Origin of the sequence: Caballeronia sp. EK (assembly GCF_014384845.1) — a bacterium.
GTDB classification, from domain to species: Bacteria; Pseudomonadota; Gammaproteobacteria; order Burkholderiales; family Burkholderiaceae; genus Caballeronia; species Caballeronia jiangsuensis.
The window spans coordinates 225,303-246,395 of record NZ_JACSUE010000005.1 but is presented as its reverse complement, the minus strand read 5'-3'; the positions used below and the strand labels follow the sequence as shown (position 1 = coordinate 246,395).

At 62.6% G+C, this 21,093-nt stretch carries 24 protein-coding genes; 16 read left to right on the top strand and 8 right to left on the bottom strand.

What is annotated here, in order from left to right:
* Positions 1 to 142 precede the first annotated feature (142 nt).
* Positions 143 to 1,066, top strand: coding sequence for a histone deacetylase family protein (locus IAG25_RS16685; protein WP_187605845.1), 924 nt, complete (start codon positions 143 to 145; stop codon positions 1,064 to 1,066).
* On the opposite strand, the gene IAG25_RS16680 is transcribed toward IAG25_RS16685, so the two are convergent.
* Positions 1,063 to 1,947 (bottom strand): alpha/beta hydrolase, encoded by an 885-nt coding sequence (locus tag IAG25_RS16680; protein WP_187605844.1) that lies wholly within the window; start codon positions 1,945 to 1,947, stop codon positions 1,063 to 1,065. The genes IAG25_RS16685 and IAG25_RS16680 overlap by 4 nt on opposite strands.
* A 168-nt stretch (positions 1,948 to 2,115) precedes the next feature.
* Between IAG25_RS16680 and IAG25_RS16675 the strand changes: the two genes are divergently transcribed.
* The 6 genes from IAG25_RS16675 to IAG25_RS16650 all read left to right on the top strand — a co-directional run bounded on the left by IAG25_RS16675 (position 2,116) and on the right by IAG25_RS16650 (position 8,379).
* Positions 2,116 to 3,150 carry a methionine ABC transporter ATP-binding protein gene (locus tag IAG25_RS16675; protein ID WP_187605843.1) on the top strand — a complete coding sequence of 345 codons (1,035 nt, stop codon included), beginning with the start codon at positions 2,116 to 2,118 and terminating at the stop codon, positions 3,148 to 3,150.
* A complete protein-coding gene (locus IAG25_RS16670; RefSeq protein WP_008342358.1) occupies positions 3,140 to 3,793 on the top strand; it encodes a methionine ABC transporter permease in 654 nt (217 codons plus the stop codon). Before IAG25_RS16675 ends, IAG25_RS16670 begins: the two co-directional genes overlap by 11 nt.
* Positions 3,794 to 3,808: 15 nt before the next feature.
* Positions 3,809 to 4,603, top strand: a complete 795-nt coding sequence (locus IAG25_RS16665; RefSeq protein ID WP_187605842.1) for a MetQ/NlpA family ABC transporter substrate-binding protein — start codon at positions 3,809 to 3,811, stop codon at positions 4,601 to 4,603.
* Positions 4,604 to 4,779: 176 nt separating this feature from the next.
* Positions 4,780 to 5,529, top strand: coding sequence for an electron transfer flavoprotein subunit beta/FixA family protein (locus IAG25_RS16660; RefSeq protein ID WP_035503223.1), 750 nt, complete (start codon positions 4,780 to 4,782; stop codon positions 5,527 to 5,529).
* Between the two features lie 15 nt (positions 5,530 to 5,544).
* Positions 5,545 to 6,480 (top strand): electron transfer flavoprotein subunit alpha/FixB family protein, encoded by a 936-nt coding sequence (locus IAG25_RS16655; protein ID WP_187605841.1) that lies wholly within the window; start codon positions 5,545 to 5,547, stop codon positions 6,478 to 6,480.
* Between the two features lie 108 nt (positions 6,481 to 6,588).
* The gene (locus IAG25_RS16650; protein WP_187605840.1) at positions 6,589 to 8,379 is read left to right on the top strand and encodes an acyl-CoA dehydrogenase; all 1,791 of its coding nucleotides are present in this window, start codon (positions 6,589 to 6,591) and stop codon (positions 8,377 to 8,379) included.
* Positions 8,380 to 8,435: 56 nt separating this feature from the next.
* Here IAG25_RS16650 and IAG25_RS16645 read toward each other — a convergent pair whose 3' ends face one another.
* Entirely contained in the window at positions 8,436 to 9,728 is a 1,293-nt protein-coding gene (locus IAG25_RS16645) for a D-amino acid dehydrogenase (RefSeq protein ID WP_035503226.1), read from the bottom strand.
* A 152-nt stretch (positions 9,729 to 9,880) separates the two neighbouring features.
* Here IAG25_RS16645 and IAG25_RS16640 point away from each other — a divergent pair, with 152 nt between their 5' ends.
* Positions 9,881 to 10,369 carry an Lrp/AsnC ligand binding domain-containing protein gene (locus IAG25_RS16640; RefSeq protein ID WP_035503319.1) on the top strand — a complete coding sequence of 163 codons (489 nt, stop codon included), beginning with the start codon at positions 9,881 to 9,883 and terminating at the stop codon, positions 10,367 to 10,369.
* Between the two features lie 67 nt (positions 10,370 to 10,436).
* Positions 10,437 to 11,564: a PA0069 family radical SAM protein gene (locus tag IAG25_RS16635; RefSeq protein ID WP_187605839.1), complete on the top strand. Its 1,128-nt coding sequence runs from the start codon at positions 10,437 to 10,439 to the stop codon at positions 11,562 to 11,564.
* 4 nt (positions 11,565 to 11,568) lie between these two features.
* Here the strand turns inward: IAG25_RS16635 and IAG25_RS16630 are convergent, their stop codons facing one another.
* Entirely contained in the window at positions 11,569 to 12,072 is a 504-nt protein-coding gene (locus tag IAG25_RS16630) for a TM2 domain-containing protein (RefSeq protein ID WP_187605838.1), read from the bottom strand.
* Between the two features lie 255 nt (positions 12,073 to 12,327).
* On the opposite strand from IAG25_RS16630, the gene rpsP reads away from it, so the two are divergent.
* The 6 genes from rpsP (at position 12,328) to IAG25_RS16600 (ending at position 16,541) form a co-directional block, all read left to right on the top strand.
* Complete coding sequence (gene rpsP / locus IAG25_RS16625) at positions 12,328 to 12,582, top strand: 30S ribosomal protein S16 (protein WP_008342343.1); 255 nt, start codon at positions 12,328 to 12,330, stop codon at positions 12,580 to 12,582.
* Between the two features lie 54 nt (positions 12,583 to 12,636).
* On the top strand, positions 12,637 to 13,359 hold the full coding sequence (gene rimM, locus IAG25_RS16620; protein WP_187605837.1) for a ribosome maturation factor RimM: 723 nt from the start codon (positions 12,637 to 12,639) through the stop codon (positions 13,357 to 13,359).
* A 25-nt stretch (positions 13,360 to 13,384) separates the two neighbouring features.
* On the top strand, positions 13,385 to 14,155 hold the full coding sequence (gene trmD / locus IAG25_RS16615) for a tRNA (guanosine(37)-N1)-methyltransferase TrmD (RefSeq protein ID WP_187605836.1): 771 nt from the start codon (positions 13,385 to 13,387) through the stop codon (positions 14,153 to 14,155).
* Positions 14,156 to 14,286: 131 nt separating this feature from the next.
* Positions 14,287 to 14,676 (top strand): 50S ribosomal protein L19, encoded by a 390-nt coding sequence (rplS, locus tag IAG25_RS16610; protein ID WP_035503232.1) that lies wholly within the window; start codon positions 14,287 to 14,289, stop codon positions 14,674 to 14,676.
* A gap of 146 nt (positions 14,677 to 14,822) precedes the next feature.
* Positions 14,823 to 15,482, top strand: a complete 660-nt coding sequence (locus tag IAG25_RS16605; RefSeq protein WP_035503233.1) for a CoA pyrophosphatase — start codon at positions 14,823 to 14,825, stop codon at positions 15,480 to 15,482.
* A gap of 120 nt (positions 15,483 to 15,602) precedes the next feature.
* Complete coding sequence (locus tag IAG25_RS16600; RefSeq protein WP_035503234.1) at positions 15,603 to 16,541, top strand: CobD/CbiB family protein; 939 nt, start codon at positions 15,603 to 15,605, stop codon at positions 16,539 to 16,541.
* Here the strand turns inward: IAG25_RS16600 and IAG25_RS16595 are convergent, their stop codons facing one another.
* Genes IAG25_RS16595 through IAG25_RS16585 form a run of 3 tightly spaced genes read right to left on the bottom strand, consistent with a single transcriptional unit; the run spans position 16,542 to position 19,053 of the window.
* Positions 16,542 to 16,865: a putative signal transducing protein gene (locus tag IAG25_RS16595; RefSeq protein WP_035503235.1), complete on the bottom strand. Its 324-nt coding sequence runs from the start codon at positions 16,863 to 16,865 to the stop codon at positions 16,542 to 16,544.
* A complete protein-coding gene (gene rsgA, locus IAG25_RS16590) occupies positions 16,862 to 17,788 on the bottom strand; it encodes a ribosome small subunit-dependent GTPase A (RefSeq protein ID WP_187605835.1) in 927 nt (308 codons plus the stop codon). The genes IAG25_RS16595 and rsgA overlap by 4 nt, the downstream gene beginning before the upstream one ends.
* Positions 17,785 to 19,053: a M48 family metallopeptidase gene (locus IAG25_RS16585; protein WP_187605834.1), complete on the bottom strand. Its 1,269-nt coding sequence runs from the start codon at positions 19,051 to 19,053 to the stop codon at positions 17,785 to 17,787. The genes rsgA and IAG25_RS16585 overlap by 4 nt, the downstream gene beginning before the upstream one ends.
* 88 nt (positions 19,054 to 19,141) lie before the next feature.
* Here IAG25_RS16585 and orn point away from each other — a divergent pair, with 88 nt between their 5' ends.
* On the top strand, positions 19,142 to 19,750 hold the full coding sequence (gene orn, locus IAG25_RS16580) for an oligoribonuclease (protein ID WP_187605833.1): 609 nt from the start codon (positions 19,142 to 19,144) through the stop codon (positions 19,748 to 19,750).
* Here the strand turns inward: orn and mog are convergent.
* Positions 19,747 to 20,373, bottom strand: coding sequence for a molybdopterin adenylyltransferase (gene mog / locus IAG25_RS16575; RefSeq protein ID WP_187606124.1), 627 nt, complete (start codon positions 20,371 to 20,373; stop codon positions 19,747 to 19,749). The genes orn and mog overlap by 4 nt on opposite strands.
* Complete coding sequence (gene yjgA / locus IAG25_RS16570) at positions 20,351 to 20,962, bottom strand: ribosome biogenesis factor YjgA (RefSeq protein ID WP_187605832.1); 612 nt, start codon at positions 20,960 to 20,962, stop codon at positions 20,351 to 20,353. The genes mog and yjgA overlap by 23 nt, the downstream gene beginning before the upstream one ends.
* Positions 20,963 to 21,093: the final 131 nt, after the last annotated feature.

Below are 21,093 nucleotides of genomic sequence, written 5' to 3'. Positions count from 1 at the left end.
TCGCGCCCATACTGTCCATGTGCCGGAGGGAGGGCGGGCGTGCCGAACGGTGTGGTAACTTAACGTCAATTGCGCGACACGTGGTCGCGTATGACGAAAAAATACGAGACGAGAGCCGACGAAAGCGGCATTGCGAGACATCATGGCCACCGGCTTTTACTCCCACCCCGACTGCCTTCGACACGACAACGGCCAGTGGCATCCCGAGTGTCCGGCGCGTTTGCAGGCGATCGAAGATCAGCTGATCGCGAGCCGGATCGATTCGCTCATCGAGCGCGAGGAAGCGCCGCTCGCCGAGGAAACCGACCTCGCGCGCGTGCACACGCAGGCGCACATCGACTACATCAAGAGTCGCACCCCGGAGTCGGGCAGAAGCGAACTCGATCCCGATACGTCGATGTGCCCCGAGTCCTATCGTGCCGCGTTGCGCGCGGCGGGCGCGGCGATCGCGGCGACCGATGCCGTCATCGAAGGCCGCTACGACAACGCGTTCTGCAGCGTGCGCCCGCCGGGCCATCACGCGGAGCCCGCGCGCGCGATGGGCTTCTGCCTCTTCAACAACGTCGCGATCGCCGCGCGTCATGCGCTCGAAGTGCACGGCTTGCAGCGCGTCGCCATCGTCGATTTCGACGTGCATCACGGCAACGGCACCGAGGCCGCGTTCAGCGGCGATTCGCGCGTGCTGATGTGCAGCTTCTTCCAGCATCCGTTCTATCCGTTCAGCGGCGCCGACAATCACGCGTCGAACATGGTCAACGTGCCGCTGCCCGCGCGCACGAAGGGCATGCAGGTGCGCGAAGTCGTCGACATGTTATGGCTGCCGCGGCTCGAGGAATTCAAGCCGCAGATGATCTTCGTCTCCGCCGGCTTCGACGCGCATCGCGAAGACGACATGGCCAACATGGGCCTCGTCGAGGACGATTACGCGTGGATCACCGAGCAGGTCCGCGCGGTGGCGAAGCGTCACGCGCAAGGGCGCATCGTGAGTTGTCTGGAAGGCGGCTACAACCTGTCGGCGCTGGGTCGCAGCGTCGTCGCGCATCTGCGGGTGCTCGCGGAAATCTAGCGGGGCGTATGCGTGCGCGCGTAGTCGGCGCGCACCAGAATCCAGTCGATGAGCTCGCGGATCACGCGATCGCGGTCGAGATCGTTGAGCGTTTCGTGCGCGCTGCCTACGTGAATCGCGAGCGTGCTGTCGGTCGATCCCGCGTTCGCTTCGAATTCGCGGCTGCCGGCGGGATCGCAGATCGCGTCCTCGTTGCCGTGGAAGACGAGAAGCGGCAGTGCGATCTCGCCTCGTTTCGCCGCCACGCGCTCCATCCCGGCGAGAATCTGCGCGGCCGTGCGCGCCGGGACCGCGCCGTGAAGCACGAGCGGATCGCGCTTATACGCTTCGACGACACCCGGCGCGCGCGAAAGCAGCGCCGGGTCGATGCTGAACGCGGCCAGGCGCGGCGCTACCGTCCCGACGATACGGGAAAACTTCGCCTTCCAGCGTGGCGTGCCCGCGCCGATCTTCAATGCAGGACTCGACAGAATCAAACCGGCCAGTTTTTTCTCTTTCGCGCGTTCGGCGGCATAGAGCGCCGCGATCGTGCCGCCCATGCTATGGCCCATCAGAAAGAGCGGCGTGGCGACGGGCGGCGTCGCGGCGCACGCTTCGAGCAGCACGTCGGCGTCACGCAGATAGTCCGTGAACACGCGCACCCACGCCCGATCGCCCGACGACTTCCCGTGCCCACGCAGATCGATCGCGATCACTTCGATGCCCGCCGCGTTCAACGCGATCGCGAGCGCGTCGTAACGCCCCGCGTGCTCGCCGAGGCCGTGAACGAGCGCGATGCGCGCGTTCAGTTCGACATCCGGCGCGGGCTGCCAGCGATGCAGGAACAGTTCCACGCCGCTTCGCGTCGTGACTGCGCTCCTCGAATAAATATGCCGGGACATGGGCCTGTAAATATCTCCACGTTATTAGTCGATCTGAAATCATTATTAAACAGAATGTAACGCGTCCGGTAAAATCGCGGGCGACGGTACTACTACGACTACAAACAGGCGGCGGCCGGCGGCGCGGGTGCGTTTCACCCGGCGAGCCTTCCGCCGTTTGCATTTTTCATGATCGAAATACGCAATCTCTCGCAGCGCTTCGCGGGGCCCCGGGGCTGGGTCGAGGCGCTGCACAACGTCAATCTGACGATTCCCGCCGGCGAAGTGTTCGGCATCATCGGGCGCAGCGGCGCTGGCAAGAGCACGCTGGTGCGCACCATCAATCTGCTGACGCGGCCAAGCGAAGGCAACGTGATCGTCGACGAACGCGATCTCACGACGCTCGGCAAGGACGATCTGCGCGCGGCGCGCCGCGACATCGGCATGATCTTTCAGCATTTCAATCTGCTGAGCTCGCGCACGGTGTACGACAACGTCGCGTTGCCGCTCGAACTCGCCGGCAAGAAGCGCGCGGAAATCGAGGCGGCCGTCTTGCCGCTGCTCGATCTCGTCGGTCTTACGACGCACAAGGACAAGTATCCCGCGCAGATCAGCGGCGGGCAGAAGCAGCGCGTGGGTATCGCGCGGGCGCTCGCGAGCAGGCCGAAAGTGCTGCTTTCCGACGAAGCCACGTCCGCGCTCGATCCGGAAACCACGCGCGCGATTCTCGATCTGCTGCGCAAGATCAATCGCGAACTCGGTCTCACGATCGTGCTCATCACGCATCAGATGGAAGTGATCAAGCAGGTGTGCGATCGCGTCGCTGTGCTCGACGCGGGCCGCGTGGTGGAGGAGGGCAAGGTCGTCGATGTCTTCATGCAGCCGCATCACGAAGTCACGCGCGCGCTGATCGGCGATGTGATCGCGCACGAGTTGCCGCCCGCGTTGAAGGCGCGCGTCATCGAGCGCCTGAAGACCGGCAGCGGCCATTTGCTGCGGCTCGCGTTCACCGGCTCGGGCGTCGATCAGCCGATTCTCTCGGAGACGATCCGCCGTTACGAGCTCGATTTCAACATCCTGCACGGCCAGATCGACGAGATTCAGGGGCAGGCGTTCGGCTCGCTCGCGGTGCTCGCGGGTGGCCAGCCGGTGAAGATCGCGGAAGCGATCGAGTATTTGCGTTCCCAGGGTGTCGTCGTGGAGGAGTTGTCCCATGTTGAGTGAAATGTTCGACATGTTCGTGCAGTCGTTCTGGGAAACGCTGATCATGGTCGGCATCTCGGGACTCGTCGGCGCGGCCGTCGGTTTGCCGCTCGGCGTGCTGCTCTATCTGACCGATCGCGATGGCGTGTTGCAGAACATCGGCGTGAATCGCGTGCTCGGCGGCATCGTCAATGCGGTGCGTTCGACGCCGTTCATCATCCTGCTCGTCGCGGTGATTCCGTTCACGCGGCTCGTCGTCGGCTCGTCGATCGGCACCGCGGCCGCTGTCGTGCCGCTGACCATCGCCGCCGCGCCGTTCATCGCGCGGCTTGTCGAAACCGCGCTGCGCGAAGTGGATCGCGGTCTCATCGAAGCCGCGCAGGCGATGGGCGCGACCACGAGCCAGATCGTCTTCAAGGTGCTGCTGCCGGAATCGCTGCCGGGCGTCGTGGCGGGGCTCACCATCACGTTCGTGTCGCTCGTCGGCTATTCGGCGATGGCGGGCGCGATCGGCGGCGGCGGTCTCGGCGATCTCGGCATCCGCTATGGCTATCAGCGCTTCTTGCCTGAAGTGATGATCACCGTCGTGGTCATCCTCATCGTATTCGTGCAGCTCGTGCAATCCTTCGGCGACTGGCTCGTTCGTCGTCTCAGCCACAAATAACCACTCAAGAAAACCATGCAACGTCGATTCATTTTGAAGTTCGCCGCCGCGCTTCTGAGCGCAACGCTGTTCAACGGCGTCGCGCACGCTGAAGACGCGATCAAGCTGGGCGTGACCGGCGGCCCGCACGCGCAGATCATGGATGTCGTGAAGCAGGTCGCCGCGAAGAACGGCCTCAAGATCACGGTCGTCGAGTTCTCGGATTACGTGCAGCCGAACGCCGCGCTCGCCGCCGGCGATCTCGACGCGAACAGCTATCAGCATCTGCCGTATCTCGACGCGCAGGTGAAGGACCGCGGCTACAAGCTCATCCGGATCGCCGATACCGTGACGTTTCCCATGGGCATCTATTCGAAGAAGCTGAAGTCGCTGTCGGCGCTCGGCAACGGCGCGCGCATCGCGGTGCCTAACGATCCGACCAACGGCGGCCGTGCATTGTTGCTGCTGCAGAAGCAAGGCCTGATCAAGCTGCGCGCGGATGCGGGCCTGAAGGCGACGCCGCTCGATATCGTCGAGAATCCGAAGAAACTGAAGATCGTCGAACTCGACGCCGCGCAGATTCCGCGGTCGCTCGACGACGTCGACGCCGCCGCCATCAACACGAACTTCGCGATGGAAGCCGGCCTCAAGCCGAAGTCGGACGCGATCGCCATCGAGGATCCGCGCGGTCCGTACGTCAACATCATTGCGATCCGCGCGGCCGACAAGGACAAGCCGTGGGTCGCCAAACTCATCGCGGCGTATCACTCGCCGGAGGTGAAGCAGTTCGTCGAAGGCAAATATGCGGGGGCGGTGATTACGGCCTGGTAATCGATTTCACGGGTGATGTTCGGGTTTTCGTGGATAGAAATAGAACGACCGTTCGATAAAAATAAGCGCATAGCTATTGCACGATGCCTCAACCCACCCGTCGCGGGAGGGGTTATCCGTCGCGTCGCTCGTATAATGACGCTGGGTTGACGTAATCGTAACTTTGGAGCGTGTGCATGAAAATTCTGGTGCCAGTCAAGCGCGTGGTCGACTACAACGTGAAGGTCCGGGTGAAGTCGGATAACACGGGCGTCGATATCGCCAATGTGAAGATGTCGATGAACCCGTTCGACGAGATCGCCGTCGAAGAGGCGGTGCGTCTGAGGGAAGCGGGTGTCGCGACGGAAGTGATTGCCGTGTCGTGCGGCGTGACACAGTGTCAGGAAACGCTGCGTACTGCGCTGGCAATTGGCGCGGATCGCGCGATCCTCGTCGAATCCGCCGACGAACTGCAACCGCTGGCGGTGGCGAAGATTCTGAAGGCGCTGGTCGATCAGGAAAAGCCTGAACTCGTCATCCTCGGCAAGCAGGCAATCGACGACGATTCGAATCAAACCGGTCAGATGCTCGCTGCACTGGCGGGTCTGCCGCAGGCGACGTTCGCATCGAAGGTCGTGGTCGCGGACGGCAAGGCGACTGTGTCGCGTGAAGTCGATGGCGGCGCGGAAACGCTGTCGCTGAAGCTTCCCGCAGTGATCACCACGGATCTGCGCCTGAACGAGCCGCGCTACGTGACGCTGCCGAACATCATGAAGGCGAAGAAGAAGACGCTGACGACGGTGAAGCCCGCCGATCTGGGCGTCGATGTCGCGCCGCGTCTGAAGACGCTGAAGGTCGTCGAGCCGCCGAAGCGCAGCGCGGGCATCATGGTGCCCGACGTGAAGACGCTGGTCGAGAAGCTCAAGACCGAAGCCAAAGTGCTGTAAAGGAGACGCGAAAAAATGACGATTCTGGTAATTGCGGAACACGACAATGCGTCGATCAAGGCAGCGACGCTGAACACGGTTGCAGCGGCGGCGAAGGTTGGCGGCGATGTGCATGTGCTGATCGCAGGTTCGAACGCGCAGGGCGCGGCGGATGCGGCCGCGAAGATCGCGGGCGTTTCGAAAGTGCTGCTCGCCGATGCGCCTCAACTCGCGGACGGCCTCGCAGAAAACATCGACGGCACGGTACTGAACATCGCGAAGGACTATTCGCATATCTTCGCTCCCGCGACCGCTTACGGTAAGAACATCGCGCCGCGTATCGCAGCGCATCTCGATGTCGCGCAGATCAGCGATATCACCGCCGTCGATAGCGCCGACACGTTCGAGCGCCCGATCTACGCGGGCAATGCGATCGCCACGGTGCAATCGAGCGATCCGATCAAGGTCATCACGGTGCGCGCGACGGGTTTTGATCCGGTTGCGGCCGAAGGCGGTAACGCTCAGATCGAAAAGATCGAAGCCGCAGCCGATGCAGGCATCTCGCAGTTCGTGAGCCGTGAAGTGACGAAGCTGGATCGTCCGGAACTGACGAGCGCACACATTATCGTGTCGGGTGGACGCGGCCTCGGCAGCGGCGAGAACTATACGAAGACGCTCGAACCGCTCGCCGACAAACTCAACGCGGCCTTGGGCGCATCGCGCGCGGCAGTCGATGCGGGCTATGTGCCGAACGATTATCAGGTCGGTCAAACCGGCAAGATCGTCGCGCCGCAACTGTACGTGGCGGTCGGCATCTCGGGCGCGATTCAGCATCTGGCCGGCATGAAGGATTCGAAGGTCATCGTCGCGATCAACAAGGACCCGGAAGCGCCGATCTTCAGCGTGGCCGATTACGGTCTCGTCGGCGATCTGTTCGCGGTCGTGCCGGAACTGGTGAAAGAACTCGGCTAAGTCTCGCCGGTGTGAGTCGAACACTCGCCACAAAGAAAAACAAAGGGCGCGACGAACGTTGCGCCCTTTTTTTGTACCGAAATATCGTTAGAGAGAGGAGACAAGACGATGAGCTACAGCGCCCCGGTCAAGGACATGCTGTTCGTAATGAAGGAACTGGCGGATATCGACAGCATCGCCGCGCTGCCTGGTCACGAAGATGCAGGCTTCGACACGGCGCAGGCCGTCGTCGAGGAAGCCGCGCGTTTTTGCGGCGAAGTCCTGGCGCCGCTGAATGTCGCCGGTGACCGCACGCCGAGCGCGTGGGCGAACGGCGAAGTCACGACGACGCCCGGCTTCAAGGCCGCGTTCCGTCAGTTCGCGGAAGGCGGCTGGCAAGGCGTCATCCATCCGGTGGACTTCGGCGGGCAGGGCTTGCCGAAGCTCATCGCGACGCCGTGCATCGAAGCGCTGAACTCGGCGAATCTCTCCTTCGCATTGTGTCCGCTGCTCACCGACGGCGCGATCGAGGCGCTCCTCACCGCAGGCAGCGATGAACAGAAGGCGCGCTATCTGCCGAAGTTCATCGAAGGTGAATGGACCGGCACGATGAATCTCACGGAGCCGCAGGCGGGCTCCGATCTGGCGCTCGTGCGCACGCGCGCCGAGCCGCAGGGCGACGGCACGTACAAGATCTTCGGCACGAAGATTTTCATCACCTACGGCGAGCACGATATGGCGAAGAACATCGTGCATCTCGTGCTCGCGCGCACGCCCGACGCGCCCGAAGGCGTGAAAGGCATCTCTCTCTTTCTCGTGCCGAAGTTTCTCGTCAACGAAGACGGCTCGCTCGGCGCACGCAACGACGTGCATTGCGTATCGATCGAACACAAACTCGGCATCAAGGCCAGCCCGACCGCGGTGCTGCAATACGGCGATCACGGCGGCGCGATCGGCTATCTGATCGGCGAGGAGAATCGCGGTCTCGAATACATGTTCATCATGATGAACGCGGCGCGTTTTGCCGTCGGCATGCAGGGTGTCGCGGTCGCCGAGCGCGCATATCAGCAGGCGGTCGCGTATGCGAAAGAGCGCGTGCAGAGCCGTCCTGTCGATGGCAGCGCGAAGGAGCCCGTGACGATCATCCATCATCCCGACGTGCGCCGCATGCTCTCGACGATGCGCGCCTACACCGAAGGCGCCCGCGCGCTCGCGTATGTCGCGGCGGCGCATAGCGATTTCGCGCACGGTCATCCGGACGACGCCGCCAGGAAGAGCCATCAGGCGATCTACGAGTACCTCGTGCCGATCGTGAAGGGCTTCAGCACGGAAATGTCCGTCGATGTGGCGAGCATCGGCGTGCAGGTGCATGGCGGCATGGGCTTCATCGAGGAGACGGGCGCGGCGCAGCATTATCGCGATGCGCGCATCCTGCCGATCTACGAAGGCACGACGGCGATTCAGGCCAACGATCTCATCGGCCGCAAGACCGTGCGCGATGGCGGCGCCACGGCGCAGGCGCTGCTCGCGCAGATCGATCAGACCATCGCGGCGCTCGCGGAAGCGGACGGCCAGCCGTTCAAGTCGATGCATCGGCACTTGAGCGCGGGAAGTCTGTCGCTTGCGCGCGCGGTCGAGTTCATCGTCGCGAAATTCAAGAGCGATCCGAATGCGGTGTTCGCGGGCAGCGTGCCGTATCTGCGGCTTGCGGGCATTGTGTTGGCGGGATGGCAGATGGCGCGCGCGATGATCGTCGCCCAGGCGAAGCGCGCGGACGACGAGCGTTTCTATTCCGCGAAGATTGCGACGGCGGAGTTTTTCGCCGAGCACATTCTGTCGCTCGCGCCGGGGATCGAGGCGTCGATTGTCAGCGCGAACGGGCGGGAAGGCGTGCTCGCGTTGAGCGAAGACCAGTTCTAAAAGACTAAAAGAAAAGGCGCCGCAAGGCGCCTTTGTTTTTCATGCGATACCGGCAATCATGCGTTCGCGTATCCCGGACGCGTCTTCACGCCGACATCGCCGAAGTAGCGGTGAACCGACAGATCGTCGGCACGGATCGCGGGCTGCTTGCCCGACATCAGGTCCGCCAGCAACTGACCCGAGCCGCACGACATCGTCCAGCCGAGCGTGCCGTGACCGGTATTCAGGAACAGATTCGGCACCGGCGTGCGGCCAACGATCGGCGTGCCGTCCGGCGTCATCGGACGCAGGCCGGTCCAGAACGTGGCGCTCGCGGTATCGCCGCCGCCCGGGAACAGGTCGTTCACGCACATTTCGAGCGTTTCGCGACGCGCTTGCTTCAGCTTCTTGTCATAGCCGACGATTTCCGCCATGCCGCCCACGCGGATACGGTCGTCGAAACGCGTGATCGCGATCTTGTACGTCTCGTCGAGCACGGTCGAGACCGGCGCGCGCTTCGCATCGACGATCGGCGCGGTGATCGAGTAGCCCTTCAGCGGATAAACCGGAATCTTCACGAGATCGCCGAGCAGCTTCGGCGAATACGAGCCGAGCGCGACGACATACGAATCCGCCGTCACCAGTTCCTTGCCGCACTGCACGCCGGCGATGCGGCCGTTGCTGACAGCGAGCGCGTCGATCGACGTGTTGTAGCGGAACTTGACGCCGAGCGCTTCGGCCATGGCGGCGAGTTGCGTCGTGAACATCTGGCAGTCGCCGGTTTCGTCGTTCGGCAGGCGCAGACCGCCCGTCAATTTATGCGACACGGCGGCGAGAGCGGGTTCGGCCTTCTTCAGCTCATCGGCCGTGAGCAGTTCGAACGGCACGTTCGCGTCCTTCAGCACCGCGATGTCCTTGCCCGCGCCGTCGAATTGCTGCTGCGTGCGGAACAGTTGCAACGTGCCGCCCGTACGGCCTTCGTACGAGATGCCGGTGTCGGCGCGCAACGCCTGCAGGCAATCGCGGCTGTATTCGGCGAGGCGGACCATGCGGCCCTTGTTGACCGTGTAGCGATCCTGCGTGCAGTTGCGCAGCATTTGCCACATCCACTGCAACTGATTCATCGTGCCGTCGAGGCGGATGGCGAGCGGCGCGTGCTTTTCGAACATCCACTTCACGGCCTTGAGCGGCACGCCCGGTGCGGCCCACGGCGATGCGTAGCCCGGGGAGATCTGACCGGCGTTCGCGAAACTCGTTTCGAGGGCGGGGCCAGCTTCGCGGTCGATGACCGTGACTTCGTGACCGGCGCGAGCGAGGTAATACGCACTCGTGACACCGACGACGCCGCTTCCGAGAATAACGATTCGCATGTGATCTCCATCCAGATTCGATGAAACTTCCGAGTGCGCGGGCGTTAAGGCGATCGACGCGACAAACTGAAGCTCGTATAGTGTTATCGACTATGGTATGGACTTCGACCCAGTTTTAGTTATTGTATTTGATCGATTTTCAGGAAAAACCAATGCGAACGCAGCGAAATCCAGTACGCGCTCTCGACAAGCTCGATCACAAGATCCTGAACATTCTTCAAGAGGACGGCCGCATCGCGATGAAAGACCTGGCCGAGCGCGTCGGGCTGTCGGTGACGCCTTGCATCGAGCGCGTGAAACGCATGGAGCGCGATGGCGTCATCATGGGCTACTACGCGCGCGTGAATCCGAACGAGCTGGGCGCTGCGCTGCTCGTATTCGTCGAGATCACGCTCGATCACAAGAGCGGCAACATGTTCGAGCAATTCAGGCGCGAAGTTCAGAAGATTCCCGAGGTGCTCGAATGCCACCTCGTATCGGGCGATTTCGACTATCTGATCAAGGCGCGGATCGGCGAGATGGCGGACTATCGCAAGCTGCTCGGCGACATCCTTTTGCAGTTACCGGGCGCGGTGCAGTCCAAGAGCTATGTGGTGATGGAGGAGATCAAGGAGACGCTGAAGATTCTCGTCGAGACGTGATTTTCCGCTTGCGATGGCGAAGTAATACTGTATATTTATACAGTATTAATCGATGGATTTCGTCGCAATGTCATCGCCCGATCGTGAGTATCCCGTCGCGCCACCGGCTCCGCTGAAGGGGCGCGGGGCGGTCACGAATATCCAGGGTCGTTACGAGAAGGATGAGCGTGAAGGTGTCGACGACGGCTGGGCGCACACCGCCGATCCCGAGGACGAAGGCGCGCCACCGCTGCGCACCCAGATTTTCGAGGAGCGGGCGAAAAGCATTCTGACCCGCAACAGCTCGCCGGACATTCCGTTTTCCGTTTCGCTGAATCCCTATCGCGGCTGTGAGCACGGCTGCATCTATTGCTTCGCTCGCCCTACGCACAGCTATCTCGGACTATCGCCGGGGCTGGATTTCGAAAGCCGGATCTACGCGAAGATCAACGCGCCGGAATTGCTCGAACGCGAACTGGCGAAACCGAACTACGAAGCCGAGCCGATCGCGCTCGGCGTCAACACGGACGCGTATCAACCGGTCGAGCGCGATTTGCAAATCACGCGGCGTGTCATTCAGGTGCTGCACGATTGCGGGCATCCGTTCGCAGCGATCACGAAGAATTCGCTGATCGAGCGCGACATCGACCTGCTTGCGCCGATGGCCGCGCGCGGACAGGTGATGGCGGCGATCACGGTCACAACCCTCGACGCCGATATCGCACGAACACTCGAGCCACGCGCGGCGACGCCGTCGCGGCGTCTTCGCACGATCCGGACGCTTGCGGAGGCGGGCATTCCGGTAGGCGTGAGCATCGCACCGGTCATTCCGTTCGTGACGGAGCCGGACATGGAGCGTGTTCTCGAAGCGTGCGCCGAAGCCGGGGCGACAAGCGCGAGCTATATCGTGCTGCGTCTGCCGTGGGAAGTTGCGCCGCTCTTCAAGGGCTGGCTTGCCGCGCATTTCCCCGATCGCGCGGATCGCGTGATGAGCCGCGTGCGCGACATGCGTGGCGGCAAGGACTACGACTCGGATTTTTCGACGCGCATGAAAGGCGAGGGTCTGTGGGCCGATATGCTCAAGCAGCGCTTTCAAAAGGCGACGAAACGGCTTGGGCTTAATGCACGGCAACGCGGGATACTCGACATGTCCGAGTTCCAGCGGCCCGCGAAACGAACGGGGCCGCCGTCCAGCCCGCAACTCGACCTGTTCTGACGTTTTATTGCGACAGCGTTTTCGCCGCCTCGACCTGACTTTCGAAGTACGTCTGGAAAGTGAGCGCGAGACCGGTCATCAGCAGAAACGCGCCGAACAGGAGCGAAAAAATCACGACGAAAATGACCGTCCAGCCGGAGCGGCTGCTGCGGCCGGTGTGCGCATTGAACTGCGCGTCCCATTTGGCGTCGGGGCGCAGGCCGTAGACGATGGCCGAGAGAAAGGCGGCCAGCAGCGAAATCGCACCCGGAAACGCCAGCACCCAGCCGAGAAGCGAAGCGCGCTCCGTTTCCGCGAGCAACAGATAGCCGAACGCACCCAGAACGATGCCGACGATATGCGCCCAGCCGTACTTGTCGCGCATTCCATACAGATAGAAGCGGTGCAAGCCGATGTAGCCGAACAGGAACGCGAGCGCGGCGGTCAGCGTCTTCGAGCGGAAGTAGGGTGGAACCTGCTTGCCGGCCGGTTTTGAGCCAGCTTGCGTGGCGATGGACGAGGAAGTCATCAGCGAAAGCGGTGGTGGAAAGAGGCGGACGTCGCTTGCAAGCCGACGCGGTCAGTCATTTTACGCCGACGTGCGCCCGCGCCACCAATGGCGCGTCGCCGCGTCGGCGTGATTCCCGGTATCCGGAAACGTGCTGGAAACGTTACGAATACGGCTTGAATCCAAAAAATGCGTTAAGTGTTTGTTAGAGCTTCACATTCCGGCTATAATCGCCTGTTCTCGTTGTTCCGAACCCCGGTTTTCAAGGATTTCAGCATGGTCATCATCCGCTTGGCTCGTGGCGGCTCGAAGAAGCGCCCGTTCTACAACATCGTTGCAACCGACTCGCGTAGCCGCCGTGATGGCCGCTTCATCGAGCGCGTGGGTTTCTACAACCCGGTCGCGACCAAAGGCGAATCGCTGCGCATCGCTCAGGATCGTCTGACGTACTGGCAAGGCGTTGGCGCGCAACTGTCGCCGACCGTCGAGCGTCTCGTCAAGCAGGCTCAGCAAGCCCAGCCGGCTGCTTAAGCTCGCTTCGTCGACGCTGTAACTGCCGCTCGAAACCTGCCCAAAGATTCGCCGATGTCTACGCGCAATTCTGAATCCGGCCGCGTGCCGGAAGATGTCGGCCGATCAAAGCCGGGGCACGATGAGAGTTCCGCCACGTTTGGCGCGTTCGTCCGCAAGCCGGGCGCGCGTCACGTGGCGGTCGACATTTCGAGCTTGAAGACGCCGCAAGGCGGAATCGAATCGGTCGAGGCTTTGCCTGACGACGCCGTCGAACTCGGTTTCATCGCCGATGCATACGGTCTCAAAGGCTGGGTCAAGATCGTGCCGCACGCGAACGGCAAGCAGGGCGGCGACGCGCTGCTGAACGCCAAACGCTGGTGGCTCGTCAAAGGCCGCGATTACAAGTCCGCGCGCTGCCTGCAGTCGAAAGTGCATGCCGATACGATCGTCGCGCGCTTCGCCGGCTGTGATGACCGCGATACGGCGCTCACGCTGAAAGGCCACACGGTGAATATCGCGCGCAGCGATTTCCCGAAGCTCGACAGCGAAGACGAATTTTACTGGGTCGATCTGATCGGCTTGGATGTCGAAAGTGAAGCGGGCGTGGCCTTGGGTCGCGTTGCCGATCTGATCGACAACGGCGCGCATTCCATCCTGCGGATCGAGTATCCGAGTACCGACAAGGATGGCAAGCCCATCACCGGTGAGCGGCTGATTCCGTTCGTCGGCGTGTATGTGAAGACGGTGGACCGGGCGGCGAAGCGTATCGTCGTCGACTGGGACGCCGACTATTGAACATCGTCACGTTACGGAGAGAGCGATGCAGTTCGATGTCGTGACGCTCTTTCCCGAGATGTTTCGCGCGCTGACCGACTGGGGCATTACCAGCCGGGCGGTGAAGCAGGAGCGGTTCGGTTTGCGGACGTGGAATCCGCGCGACTTCACTACGGACAACTACCGCACCATCGACGATCGCCCATACGGCGGCGGCCCCGGCATGGTGATGCTGGCGCGCCCGCTGGAAGACGCGATCCACGCGGCTAAGGCTGCGCAGCGCGAGCAGGGAATTACGTCGACGCGCGTCGTGATGATGTCGCCGCAAGGTGCGAAACTGAACCACGATCGCGTGATGCGGTTTGCGCAGGAACCGGGTCTCGTGTTGCTGTGCGGCCGTTACGAAGCGATCGACCAGCGCCTGATCGATCGTGAAGTGGACGAAGAGGTGAGCCTCGGCGACTTCGTGCTGTCGGGCGGAGAACTTCCCGCGATGGCGCTGATGGACGCCGTGGTGCGCCAGTTGCCCGGCGTGTTGAACGACGCGCAATCGGCGGTGCAGGATAGCTTCGTCGACGTATTACTCGACTGCCCGCACTACACGCGTCCGGAAGAGTACGAGGGCGTGCGTGTTCCCGATGTGCTGCTCGGCGGCCATCACAAGGAAATCGACGCCTGGCGCAGGCGCGAAGCATTACGCAACACATTCAACAAGCGGCCCGATCTGATCAGGCGGGCGCGTGACAGCAAGATGTTGAGCCGCACCGACGAGGCGTGGCTCGCAGAACTCGCGAAGGAAGCGTCGAAGTCTGCATAGATTTCGGGCGGACGAGCGGGAAAATGGGGGCGCTGGCTGAAAATCGGCGCCTGAAGCAAACCCATCCTCTACCGAGGCCTGACGCAAATACAAGGCACGCAACTTCGGCAAGATGGCACAAGGAGTCAGTAATGAATCTGATTGAGCAACTCGAGAAGGAAGAGATCGCACGCGTTCTGGGCGAGAAGAGCATCCCCGACTTCGCGCCGGGCGATACCGTCATCGTCAACGTGAACGTGGTCGAAGGCACGCGTAAGCGTGTCCAGGCTTACGAAGGCGTCGTCATCGCGAAGCGTAACCGTGGCCTGAACTCGAACTTCATCGTCCGCAAGATTTCGTCGGGCGAAGGCGTCGAGCGTACGTTCCAGACGTACTCGCCGCTGCTCGCGAGCATCGTCGTGAAGCGCCGTGGCGATGTTCGCCGCGCGAAGCTCTACTACCTGCGCGAGCGTTCGGGCAAGTCGGCTCGGATCAAGGAAAAGCTGGTCTTCAAAGACAAGGCTGCTGCTTCCGCAGAGTAAGCCGCTGTCCAGGCGTAGTACGGAAAAAGCACCCCATGTGGGTGCTTTTTTCTTTGGTGTGTTCAAATTGAGTCTTCGACAGCCCAGTTCTCGACCCCGTGTCCACCGGAAAGACTTCGACTCCCCGCATCCTCGAACCCGAAAAGATGCCCGTCCTCTCGACGGGTGAGACACTCCCGCCCATTCCGCCAGAGCGCCTCACGCCGGAAGGCTTGCGCGCGCGTTTCGCGCTGAATCTCGACTGGACGCAGGAAGAGCGCGAGCAGCGCATCAAGGCGATCGGCGGCGATCCGCGCGTGGCTTCCGTGTTGGTGCCGCTCGTCGTGCGTGAGGGCGGCTTGACCGTGCTGCTGACGCAGCGGGCCGATCATCTGTCGGATCACGCCGGGCAGATCAGCTTTCCCGGCGGCCGACGCGAGCCCGAAGACGCCGATGCCGCCGCCACCGCGCTGCGCGAGGCCTACGAAGAAGTCGCCCTGGGCGCGGAACATTGCGAGATCATCGGGGCGATGCCCGAATATCTGACGGGCACGGGTTTCAAGGTGACGCCTGTCGTTGCGCTGGTGCATCCGCCTTTTACCTTGAAGGCCGATACATGCGAGGTCGCCGACATTTTCGAAGTGCCGCTCGCGTGGCTCATGAATCCGGCGAACCACGAAGTGCGCGTTTTTCGCTGGGAAGGCGGCGAGCGTCGTTTTTTTGCGATGCCTTACACGCCGGGCGAAAGAAAGGCTCCTTATTTCATCTGGGGCGCAACGGCCGGCATGTTGCGCAATTTTTATCGCTTTCTCGCGGCTCGCGCGTGACGGCGCGGAAAGTCCGCGCGCTCGCCGCGGCTTGCGCAATTACTCAGCGCGCTAAACGCGTATGGCGCTGTGCTATCGTTACGCGAAACTCGAACTAATCCGACCGTTTCGGCGCTTCGCATGACTTTTTTCTCCGTATTGCTGGCTCTCGTCATTGAGCAAATGCGCGCCTTGTCGCCGCACAATCCGATTTCGGCGTTGCTCCAATATCATGCGGAATCCACCGCGCACGGTTTCGATGCTGGCAAGGAGAAACACGGCATCGTTGCGTGGCTCGTGGTCGTGCTGCCGTGGACGCTCGCGGTCGGGCTCGTCTATTACGTGCTGTACCGGATCAACTTCGCTCTGGCGTTTCTGTGGAACGTGGTGATCGTGTACTTCACGCTCGGCTTCCGGCAGTTCAGCCACTATTTCACCGACATCCACCTCGCGCTCAACAACGACGACGTGCCGCGCGCGCGCGAAGTGCTGAACGAATGGACCGGCATCGACACTGTCGATATGCCCGTCAGCGAAATCGTGCGGCATACGCTGGTTCACGCGGTGGTGGCATCGCACCGGCATGTGTTCGGCGTGTTCTTCTGGTTCCTGATTCCGATCGGCCCGGCGGGCGCGGTGCTGTATCGCATCGCCGAATATTTGGCACGCGCGTGGGCGAAGCCGAATCCGGAGCGTACCGCCGAGTTTTCGTCGTTTGCACAGCGCGCGTTTTTTGTCATCGACTGGGTGCCGGTGCGTCTGACCGCGCTCGGCTTTGCGATCGTCGGCAATTTCGAGGATGCGATCTACGCGTGGCGCAATCACGCGCGTCAGTGGCCGGACGCGAACGAAGGTGTGTTGCTCGCGGCGGGCAGCGGTGCGCTGGGCGCGCGTCTCGCGGGTCCGCTGGCGGAGCCGCTTTCGGTCGAAGCACTTGCCGTGGGCGATGCGAGCCCGCTGCCCGTCGGCGACGACTGCACGCCGCGCACGCTGCAATCGGCCGTCGGTCTCGTGTGGCGCGCGGTGATTCTGTGGATGCTGTTGCTGCTGATGCTGACGATCGCCGTGTGGCTGGCGTAATCAGTCGTCGAGCGGATCGCGCGCCGTCTGGCAATTCCAGCACACGGTGAATTGCGGTTCCAGCCACTCGCCGCAATGCTTGCATCTCCAGGGCCGGGCGTTCGCGTCCGGCCCTTTTCTCGCGCGCTCCAGAAGGCGCAAGGCCAACGCTTCGTCGCGATCGTCGACGATCCATATCTCCGGCGCGCACTGATCCGCCGGAATCTCTCCCATCGCGCCGTTCAGATAGCGGTTGTGCAACTCGCACGGCACGCCCGCGGTCGCGAGCACGTTCACCCAGTGCTGCGCCGTGATCAGGTTGGGAGCGCGCGTGAGACGCTTCATCGAACGATCTGGCTGGCTTCGTGGACGAGCTGTGCGTAGAGCGCGTGACGCCCGAGGCGAATCTTGCCGGCATCGACGGCTTCGAGGACCGCGCAGCCAGGCTCGTGCAGATGATGGCAGTTGTAGAAGCGGCAATGCCCGAGATAGGGCCGGAAATCCGCGAAGGCGCGTTCGAGCTGGCCTTCGGACAGATGATGCAGGCCGAACTCCTGGAAACCCGGCGAATCGATCAGCGCGCCGCCGCCGGGCAAGTCGTAGAGACGCGTGAACGTGGTCGTGTGGCGGCCACTATTGAGCGCCGATGAAATCTCGCGCGTGGCAGCGTCGGCATCGGGGACGAGCAGGTTCACGAGCGTCGATTTGCCCATGCCCGACTGGCCGAGCAGGATCGTCGAGCGATCTTTCAGACGGGCATCGAGTTGCGGATGGACGTCGCCGGGCATCATCTTCGCCGACAGTTCGACCACCGTATAACCGAGTTCGCGATACGGCGCGAGCCGTTCGCGCGCGAGCGGCACCGCATGACCGACGTCGATCTTGTTGAGCACGATGAGCGACTCCAGCCCATGCGCCTCCGCCGCGATCAACGCGCGTCCGAGCAGGTCTTCGCTGAAATGCGGCTCTGTCGCGAGCACGATCAGCAGTTGATCGAGATTCGCGGCGAAGAGCTTCGACTTGAACTGATCCGAGCGGTAGAGCAGATTGCGCCGCTCGCCGATCTCGACGATCACACCCTGATCCGCCGACGACTGCTCATAGATCACGCGATCGCCGACGGCCACTTCGCTTTTCTTGCCGCGCGGGAAGCACTGAAGCATCGCGCCGCCGTCTTGCGGATTCACCAGATAGTGACGCCCGTGCGCCGCGATCACCGTGCCTTCGAGGCGCGCGCCCACGCTCGGATGCTTGGACCCGCGCGTCATGCGGCGTGTTGCATCAGGCGGTCGATGCGCTGCGAAGCGGGCGGATGCGAATAATAGAACGCGGTGTAGATGGGATCGGGCGTGAGCGTCGACGCGTTGTCCTCGTAGAGCTTCACGAGCGCGTTCACGAGATCCTTCGGATCGGTCTGGCTGGCGGCGAAGGCATCGGCTTCGAACTCGTTCTTGCGCGAAGTCAGGCTGCCGAGCGGCGTGATGAAGAACATGAACACCGGCAGCACGAGCATGAAGAGCACGAGCGCGAGCCCGTTGTTGCTGCCGACGAGCGACGGCCGCACGCCCAGACCCTCGTAGAACCACGTGGTCTGGATGAGCCAGCCGAGCAGCGCGAGCATCGCGAGGCTGATGCCGAACATGACGATCATCAGCTTCAGCACGTGACGGCGCTTGAAGTGACCGAGCTCGTGCGCGAGCACAGCTTCGATCTCGCTGCCGGAAAGACGCGCGAGCAGGGTATCGAAAAAGACGATGCGCTTGGTCGCGCCGAAGCCCGTGAAATACGCGTTGCCGTGCGCGGAACGGCGGCTGCCGTCCATCACGAACAGGCCCTTCGCGGCGAAGCCCGTGCGCGACATGAGATTCGTGATGCGCGCGACGAGCGCCTCGTCCTTCAGCGGTTCGAACTTGTTGAAGAGCGGGGCGATGAAGGTCGGATAAATGATCATCGCGAGCAACTGGAATGCGACCCATACCATCCACGTCCACAGCCACCAGAACGTGCCGGCGCGGTCCATCAGCCAGAGCGTGAGCAGCAGAAGCGGCGCGCCGATCACGACCGCGAGCACCGTGCCCTTCACGAGATCGACGAAAAAGAGCTTCTTCGACATGCGATTGAAGCCGAACTTTTCCTCGATCACGAAATGGCGGATGTAATCGAACGGAAGATCGATGATGCTCGTGATCGCGACCACCGACGCCACCAGCGCGATCTGACCGAGATAGCCGCGGCCGAGCCAGTCCGAAATGGCGAGATCGAGCGCCTGGACGCCGCCGAGCAGCGTCAGCGCGACGAGCACGACTGCGCTCGTGACGACCTCGATCATCGTGAGGCGCGTGCGCTCGACGGTGTAATCCGCGGCGCGCTGATGCGCGGTCAGCGGGATCGTGCCCGAGAATTGCGAGGGCACGCCGTTGCGGTGCGCGGCGACATAGCGAATCTGCCGTGACGCGAGCCAGAGCTTGGTCGAGACCATCGCGACCAGGGCGACGACGAAGATCGTCGAGAAAGCAAGAGTGAGGTTGGTCATCCGGGACTTCCGATTGAACTATGCGAGAATTATAGGTTCTAGGCCGTGCCGACGCGCAGTGGCTTTCCCATCTCTCAGGCCGCTTCTCATGACCGACATCTCCGCCGCCCCCGAATCAGACGAAAACGCGCTCGTGCGCAGCGACATGAACCTCGTGTGGCTCGACATGGAGATGACCGGTCTCGATCCGGACAACGATCGCATCATCGAGATCGCGGTGGTCGTGACGAATTCGACGCTCGACAGGATGGTGGAAGGGCCGGTGCTCGCGATTCATCAGACGGACGAGGCGCTCGGCCGCATGGATGAGTGGAATCGCAACACGCACGGACGCTCGGGGCTGACCGAACGCGTGAAGGTGTCGACGGTCGATGAAGCCGAAGCCACGCGCCAGATCCGCGAGTTTCTCGGCCAGTACGTGCCGCCCGGCAAGTCGCCGATGTGCGGCAACTCGATCTGCCAGGATCGCCGTTTCATGGCGCGCTGGATGCCCGAGCTGGAGACGTTTTTCCACTACCGCAATCTCGATGTCAGCACCCTGAAGGAACTGTGCCGCCGCTGGCAGCCGGCGATCTACAAGGGCTTCCAGAAGCGCGCGATGCATACCGCGCTCGCCGACATTCACGAGTCCATCGACGAACTCAAGTATTACCGCGAGCATTTCCTGATTCCGTCGGCGCCTGCCGCCGCGTCTTAATTTTTCGGCGGTCGGATCGCGCTTTTCGGGCGGAACGCCGTGACCACGTCCGGCCGCGTTTCGATATACGGTCCGCCGATCAGATCGATGCAGTACGGCACGGCCGCGAAAATGCCCGGCACTTTCTGCTTGCCGTCCGCGTCTTTCAATCCTTCGAGCGTTTCGCGGATCGACTTCGGCTGTCCCGGCAGGTTGATGATCAGCGCGGCGTGATCTTCAGTTTCGCGGATGACCGCGACTTGCCGCGAAAGAATTGCGGTCGGCACGAAATTCAGGCTGATCTGACGCATCTGCTCGCCGAAGCCGGGCATCGGTTTCGTGGCGACGGCGAGCGTCGCCTCGGGCGTCACGTCGCGGCGCGAGGGGCCGGTGCCGCCCGTCGTAAGCACGAGATCGCAGCCGAGCGTATCGACGAGCTCGACGAGGGTCGCGGAAATGGTCGCGGCATCGTCCTGGATGAGGCGCGTCTCCGCGCGAAAGGGCGTGGTGAGCGCCTCGCCGAGCCACGTTTGCAGCGACGGCAAGCCCTTGTCCTCGTAGACGCCTTGCGACGCGCGATCGCTGATCGACACGAGCCCGACGATCAGCTCGTCCGGATGATTACGCTTCGGTTTCGTCACGATCGTCCTCGTCGCCTTCGACGTCTTCGTCGTCTTCCGCGCCCGCCGCGTTCTTGATCCACTGGAACAGTTCGCGGTAATAGCGCGGCGGCTTTTGCTGCTCGCGCTCCTTGCGCGCGTTGCGGATCAGCGTGCGGCCTTCCTGCGGATCGACGCCCGGATGATTGCGGATGAATTCGGTGAGCGCGGCGTCGTCGGCGAGAAGCTTTTCGCGCGTGCGCTCGATCCAGTGCAGCCGCGCGGTTTCGGATTTGTTCACGCCACGGTGAGTATCGAGCGCCGTGCGCAGGGCCGCGACCTCGTCCTCGATCAGCGAGCGCATGACCTTGCCGACGTACTGCACCTGGCGGCGCTTGCCTTCGTGGTCCGTGATACGGCGCGCCTCGCGCACGGCGTCGCCGAGATTCTCCGGCATCGGCATGCGTTTGAGCGCATCTTTGGGCAGCGCGATCAGCGCTTCGCCCAGCTCCTGCAGCGCGTGCATGTCGCGCTTGAGCTGGGATTTGCTCGGACGGTCGTAACCGTTTTCGTCGGGCTCGCGCTCGTCGTCGCGGCCGGAATCGATCGGTTGAATGCGGGTTTTACGGTTCATCCCGACATTGTAGCTTGCGTGCGCACCGTGCCTGAAGCGCGCGTCCGCGTCTGCGACAAAGCTTGGCGGGTGAATGCACGCCGTCCTTGCTATGATCGCGTGATAGGCCAGTTCCGTTGCTCGACGCCCGA

What these genes read in the sequence shown, in the direction of transcription:
- IAG25_RS16605 (WP_035503233.1), top strand. Translation starts at nt 14,823, where the DNA reads ATGCCCGTCCTCTCGACGGGTGAGACACTCCCGCCCATTCCGCCAGAG.
- IAG25_RS16585 (WP_187605834.1), bottom strand. Translation starts at nt 19,053, where the DNA reads ATGACCAACCTCACTCTTGCTTTCTCGACGATCTTCGTCGTCGCCCTG.
- IAG25_RS16670 (WP_008342358.1), top strand. Translation starts at nt 3,140, where the DNA reads ATGTTGAGTGAAATGTTCGACATGTTCGTGCAGTCGTTCTGGGAAACG.
- IAG25_RS16660 (WP_035503223.1), top strand. Translation starts at nt 4,780, where the DNA reads ATGAAAATTCTGGTGCCAGTCAAGCGCGTGGTCGACTACAACGTGAAG.
- IAG25_RS16685 (WP_187605845.1), top strand. Translation starts at nt 143, where the DNA reads ATGGCCACCGGCTTTTACTCCCACCCCGACTGCCTTCGACACGACAAC.
- IAG25_RS16680 (WP_187605844.1), bottom strand. Translation starts at nt 1,947, where the DNA reads ATGTCCCGGCATATTTATTCGAGGAGCGCAGTCACGACGCGAAGCGGC.
- IAG25_RS16665 (WP_187605842.1), top strand. Translation starts at nt 3,809, where the DNA reads ATGCAACGTCGATTCATTTTGAAGTTCGCCGCCGCGCTTCTGAGCGCA.
- trmD (WP_187605836.1), top strand. Translation starts at nt 13,385, where the DNA reads ATGCAGTTCGATGTCGTGACGCTCTTTCCCGAGATGTTTCGCGCGCTG.
- rimM (WP_187605837.1), top strand. Translation starts at nt 12,637, where the DNA reads ATGTCTACGCGCAATTCTGAATCCGGCCGCGTGCCGGAAGATGTCGGC.
- IAG25_RS16640 (WP_035503319.1), top strand. Translation starts at nt 9,881, where the DNA reads ATGCGAACGCAGCGAAATCCAGTACGCGCTCTCGACAAGCTCGATCAC.
- IAG25_RS16655 (WP_187605841.1), top strand. Translation starts at nt 5,545, where the DNA reads ATGACGATTCTGGTAATTGCGGAACACGACAATGCGTCGATCAAGGCA.
- IAG25_RS16650 (WP_187605840.1), top strand. Translation starts at nt 6,589, where the DNA reads ATGAGCTACAGCGCCCCGGTCAAGGACATGCTGTTCGTAATGAAGGAA.
- orn (WP_187605833.1), top strand. Translation starts at nt 19,142, where the DNA reads ATGACCGACATCTCCGCCGCCCCCGAATCAGACGAAAACGCGCTCGTG.
- IAG25_RS16630 (WP_187605838.1), bottom strand. Translation starts at nt 12,072, where the DNA reads ATGACTTCCTCGTCCATCGCCACGCAAGCTGGCTCAAAACCGGCCGGC.
- IAG25_RS16635 (WP_187605839.1), top strand. Translation starts at nt 10,437, where the DNA reads ATGTCATCGCCCGATCGTGAGTATCCCGTCGCGCCACCGGCTCCGCTG.
- IAG25_RS16645 (WP_035503226.1), bottom strand. Translation starts at nt 9,728, where the DNA reads ATGCGAATCGTTATTCTCGGAAGCGGCGTCGTCGGTGTCACGAGTGCG.
- rplS (WP_035503232.1), top strand. Translation starts at nt 14,287, where the DNA reads ATGAATCTGATTGAGCAACTCGAGAAGGAAGAGATCGCACGCGTTCTG.
- IAG25_RS16595 (WP_035503235.1), bottom strand. Translation starts at nt 16,865, where the DNA reads ATGAAGCGTCTCACGCGCGCTCCCAACCTGATCACGGCGCAGCACTGG.
- IAG25_RS16675 (WP_187605843.1), top strand. Translation starts at nt 2,116, where the DNA reads ATGATCGAAATACGCAATCTCTCGCAGCGCTTCGCGGGGCCCCGGGGC.
- IAG25_RS16600 (WP_035503234.1), top strand. Translation starts at nt 15,603, where the DNA reads ATGACTTTTTTCTCCGTATTGCTGGCTCTCGTCATTGAGCAAATGCGC.
- rpsP (WP_008342343.1), top strand. Translation starts at nt 12,328, where the DNA reads ATGGTCATCATCCGCTTGGCTCGTGGCGGCTCGAAGAAGCGCCCGTTC.
- yjgA (WP_187605832.1), bottom strand. Translation starts at nt 20,962, where the DNA reads ATGAACCGTAAAACCCGCATTCAACCGATCGATTCCGGCCGCGACGAC.
- rsgA (WP_187605835.1), bottom strand. Translation starts at nt 17,788, where the DNA reads ATGACGCGCGGGTCCAAGCATCCGAGCGTGGGCGCGCGCCTCGAAGGC.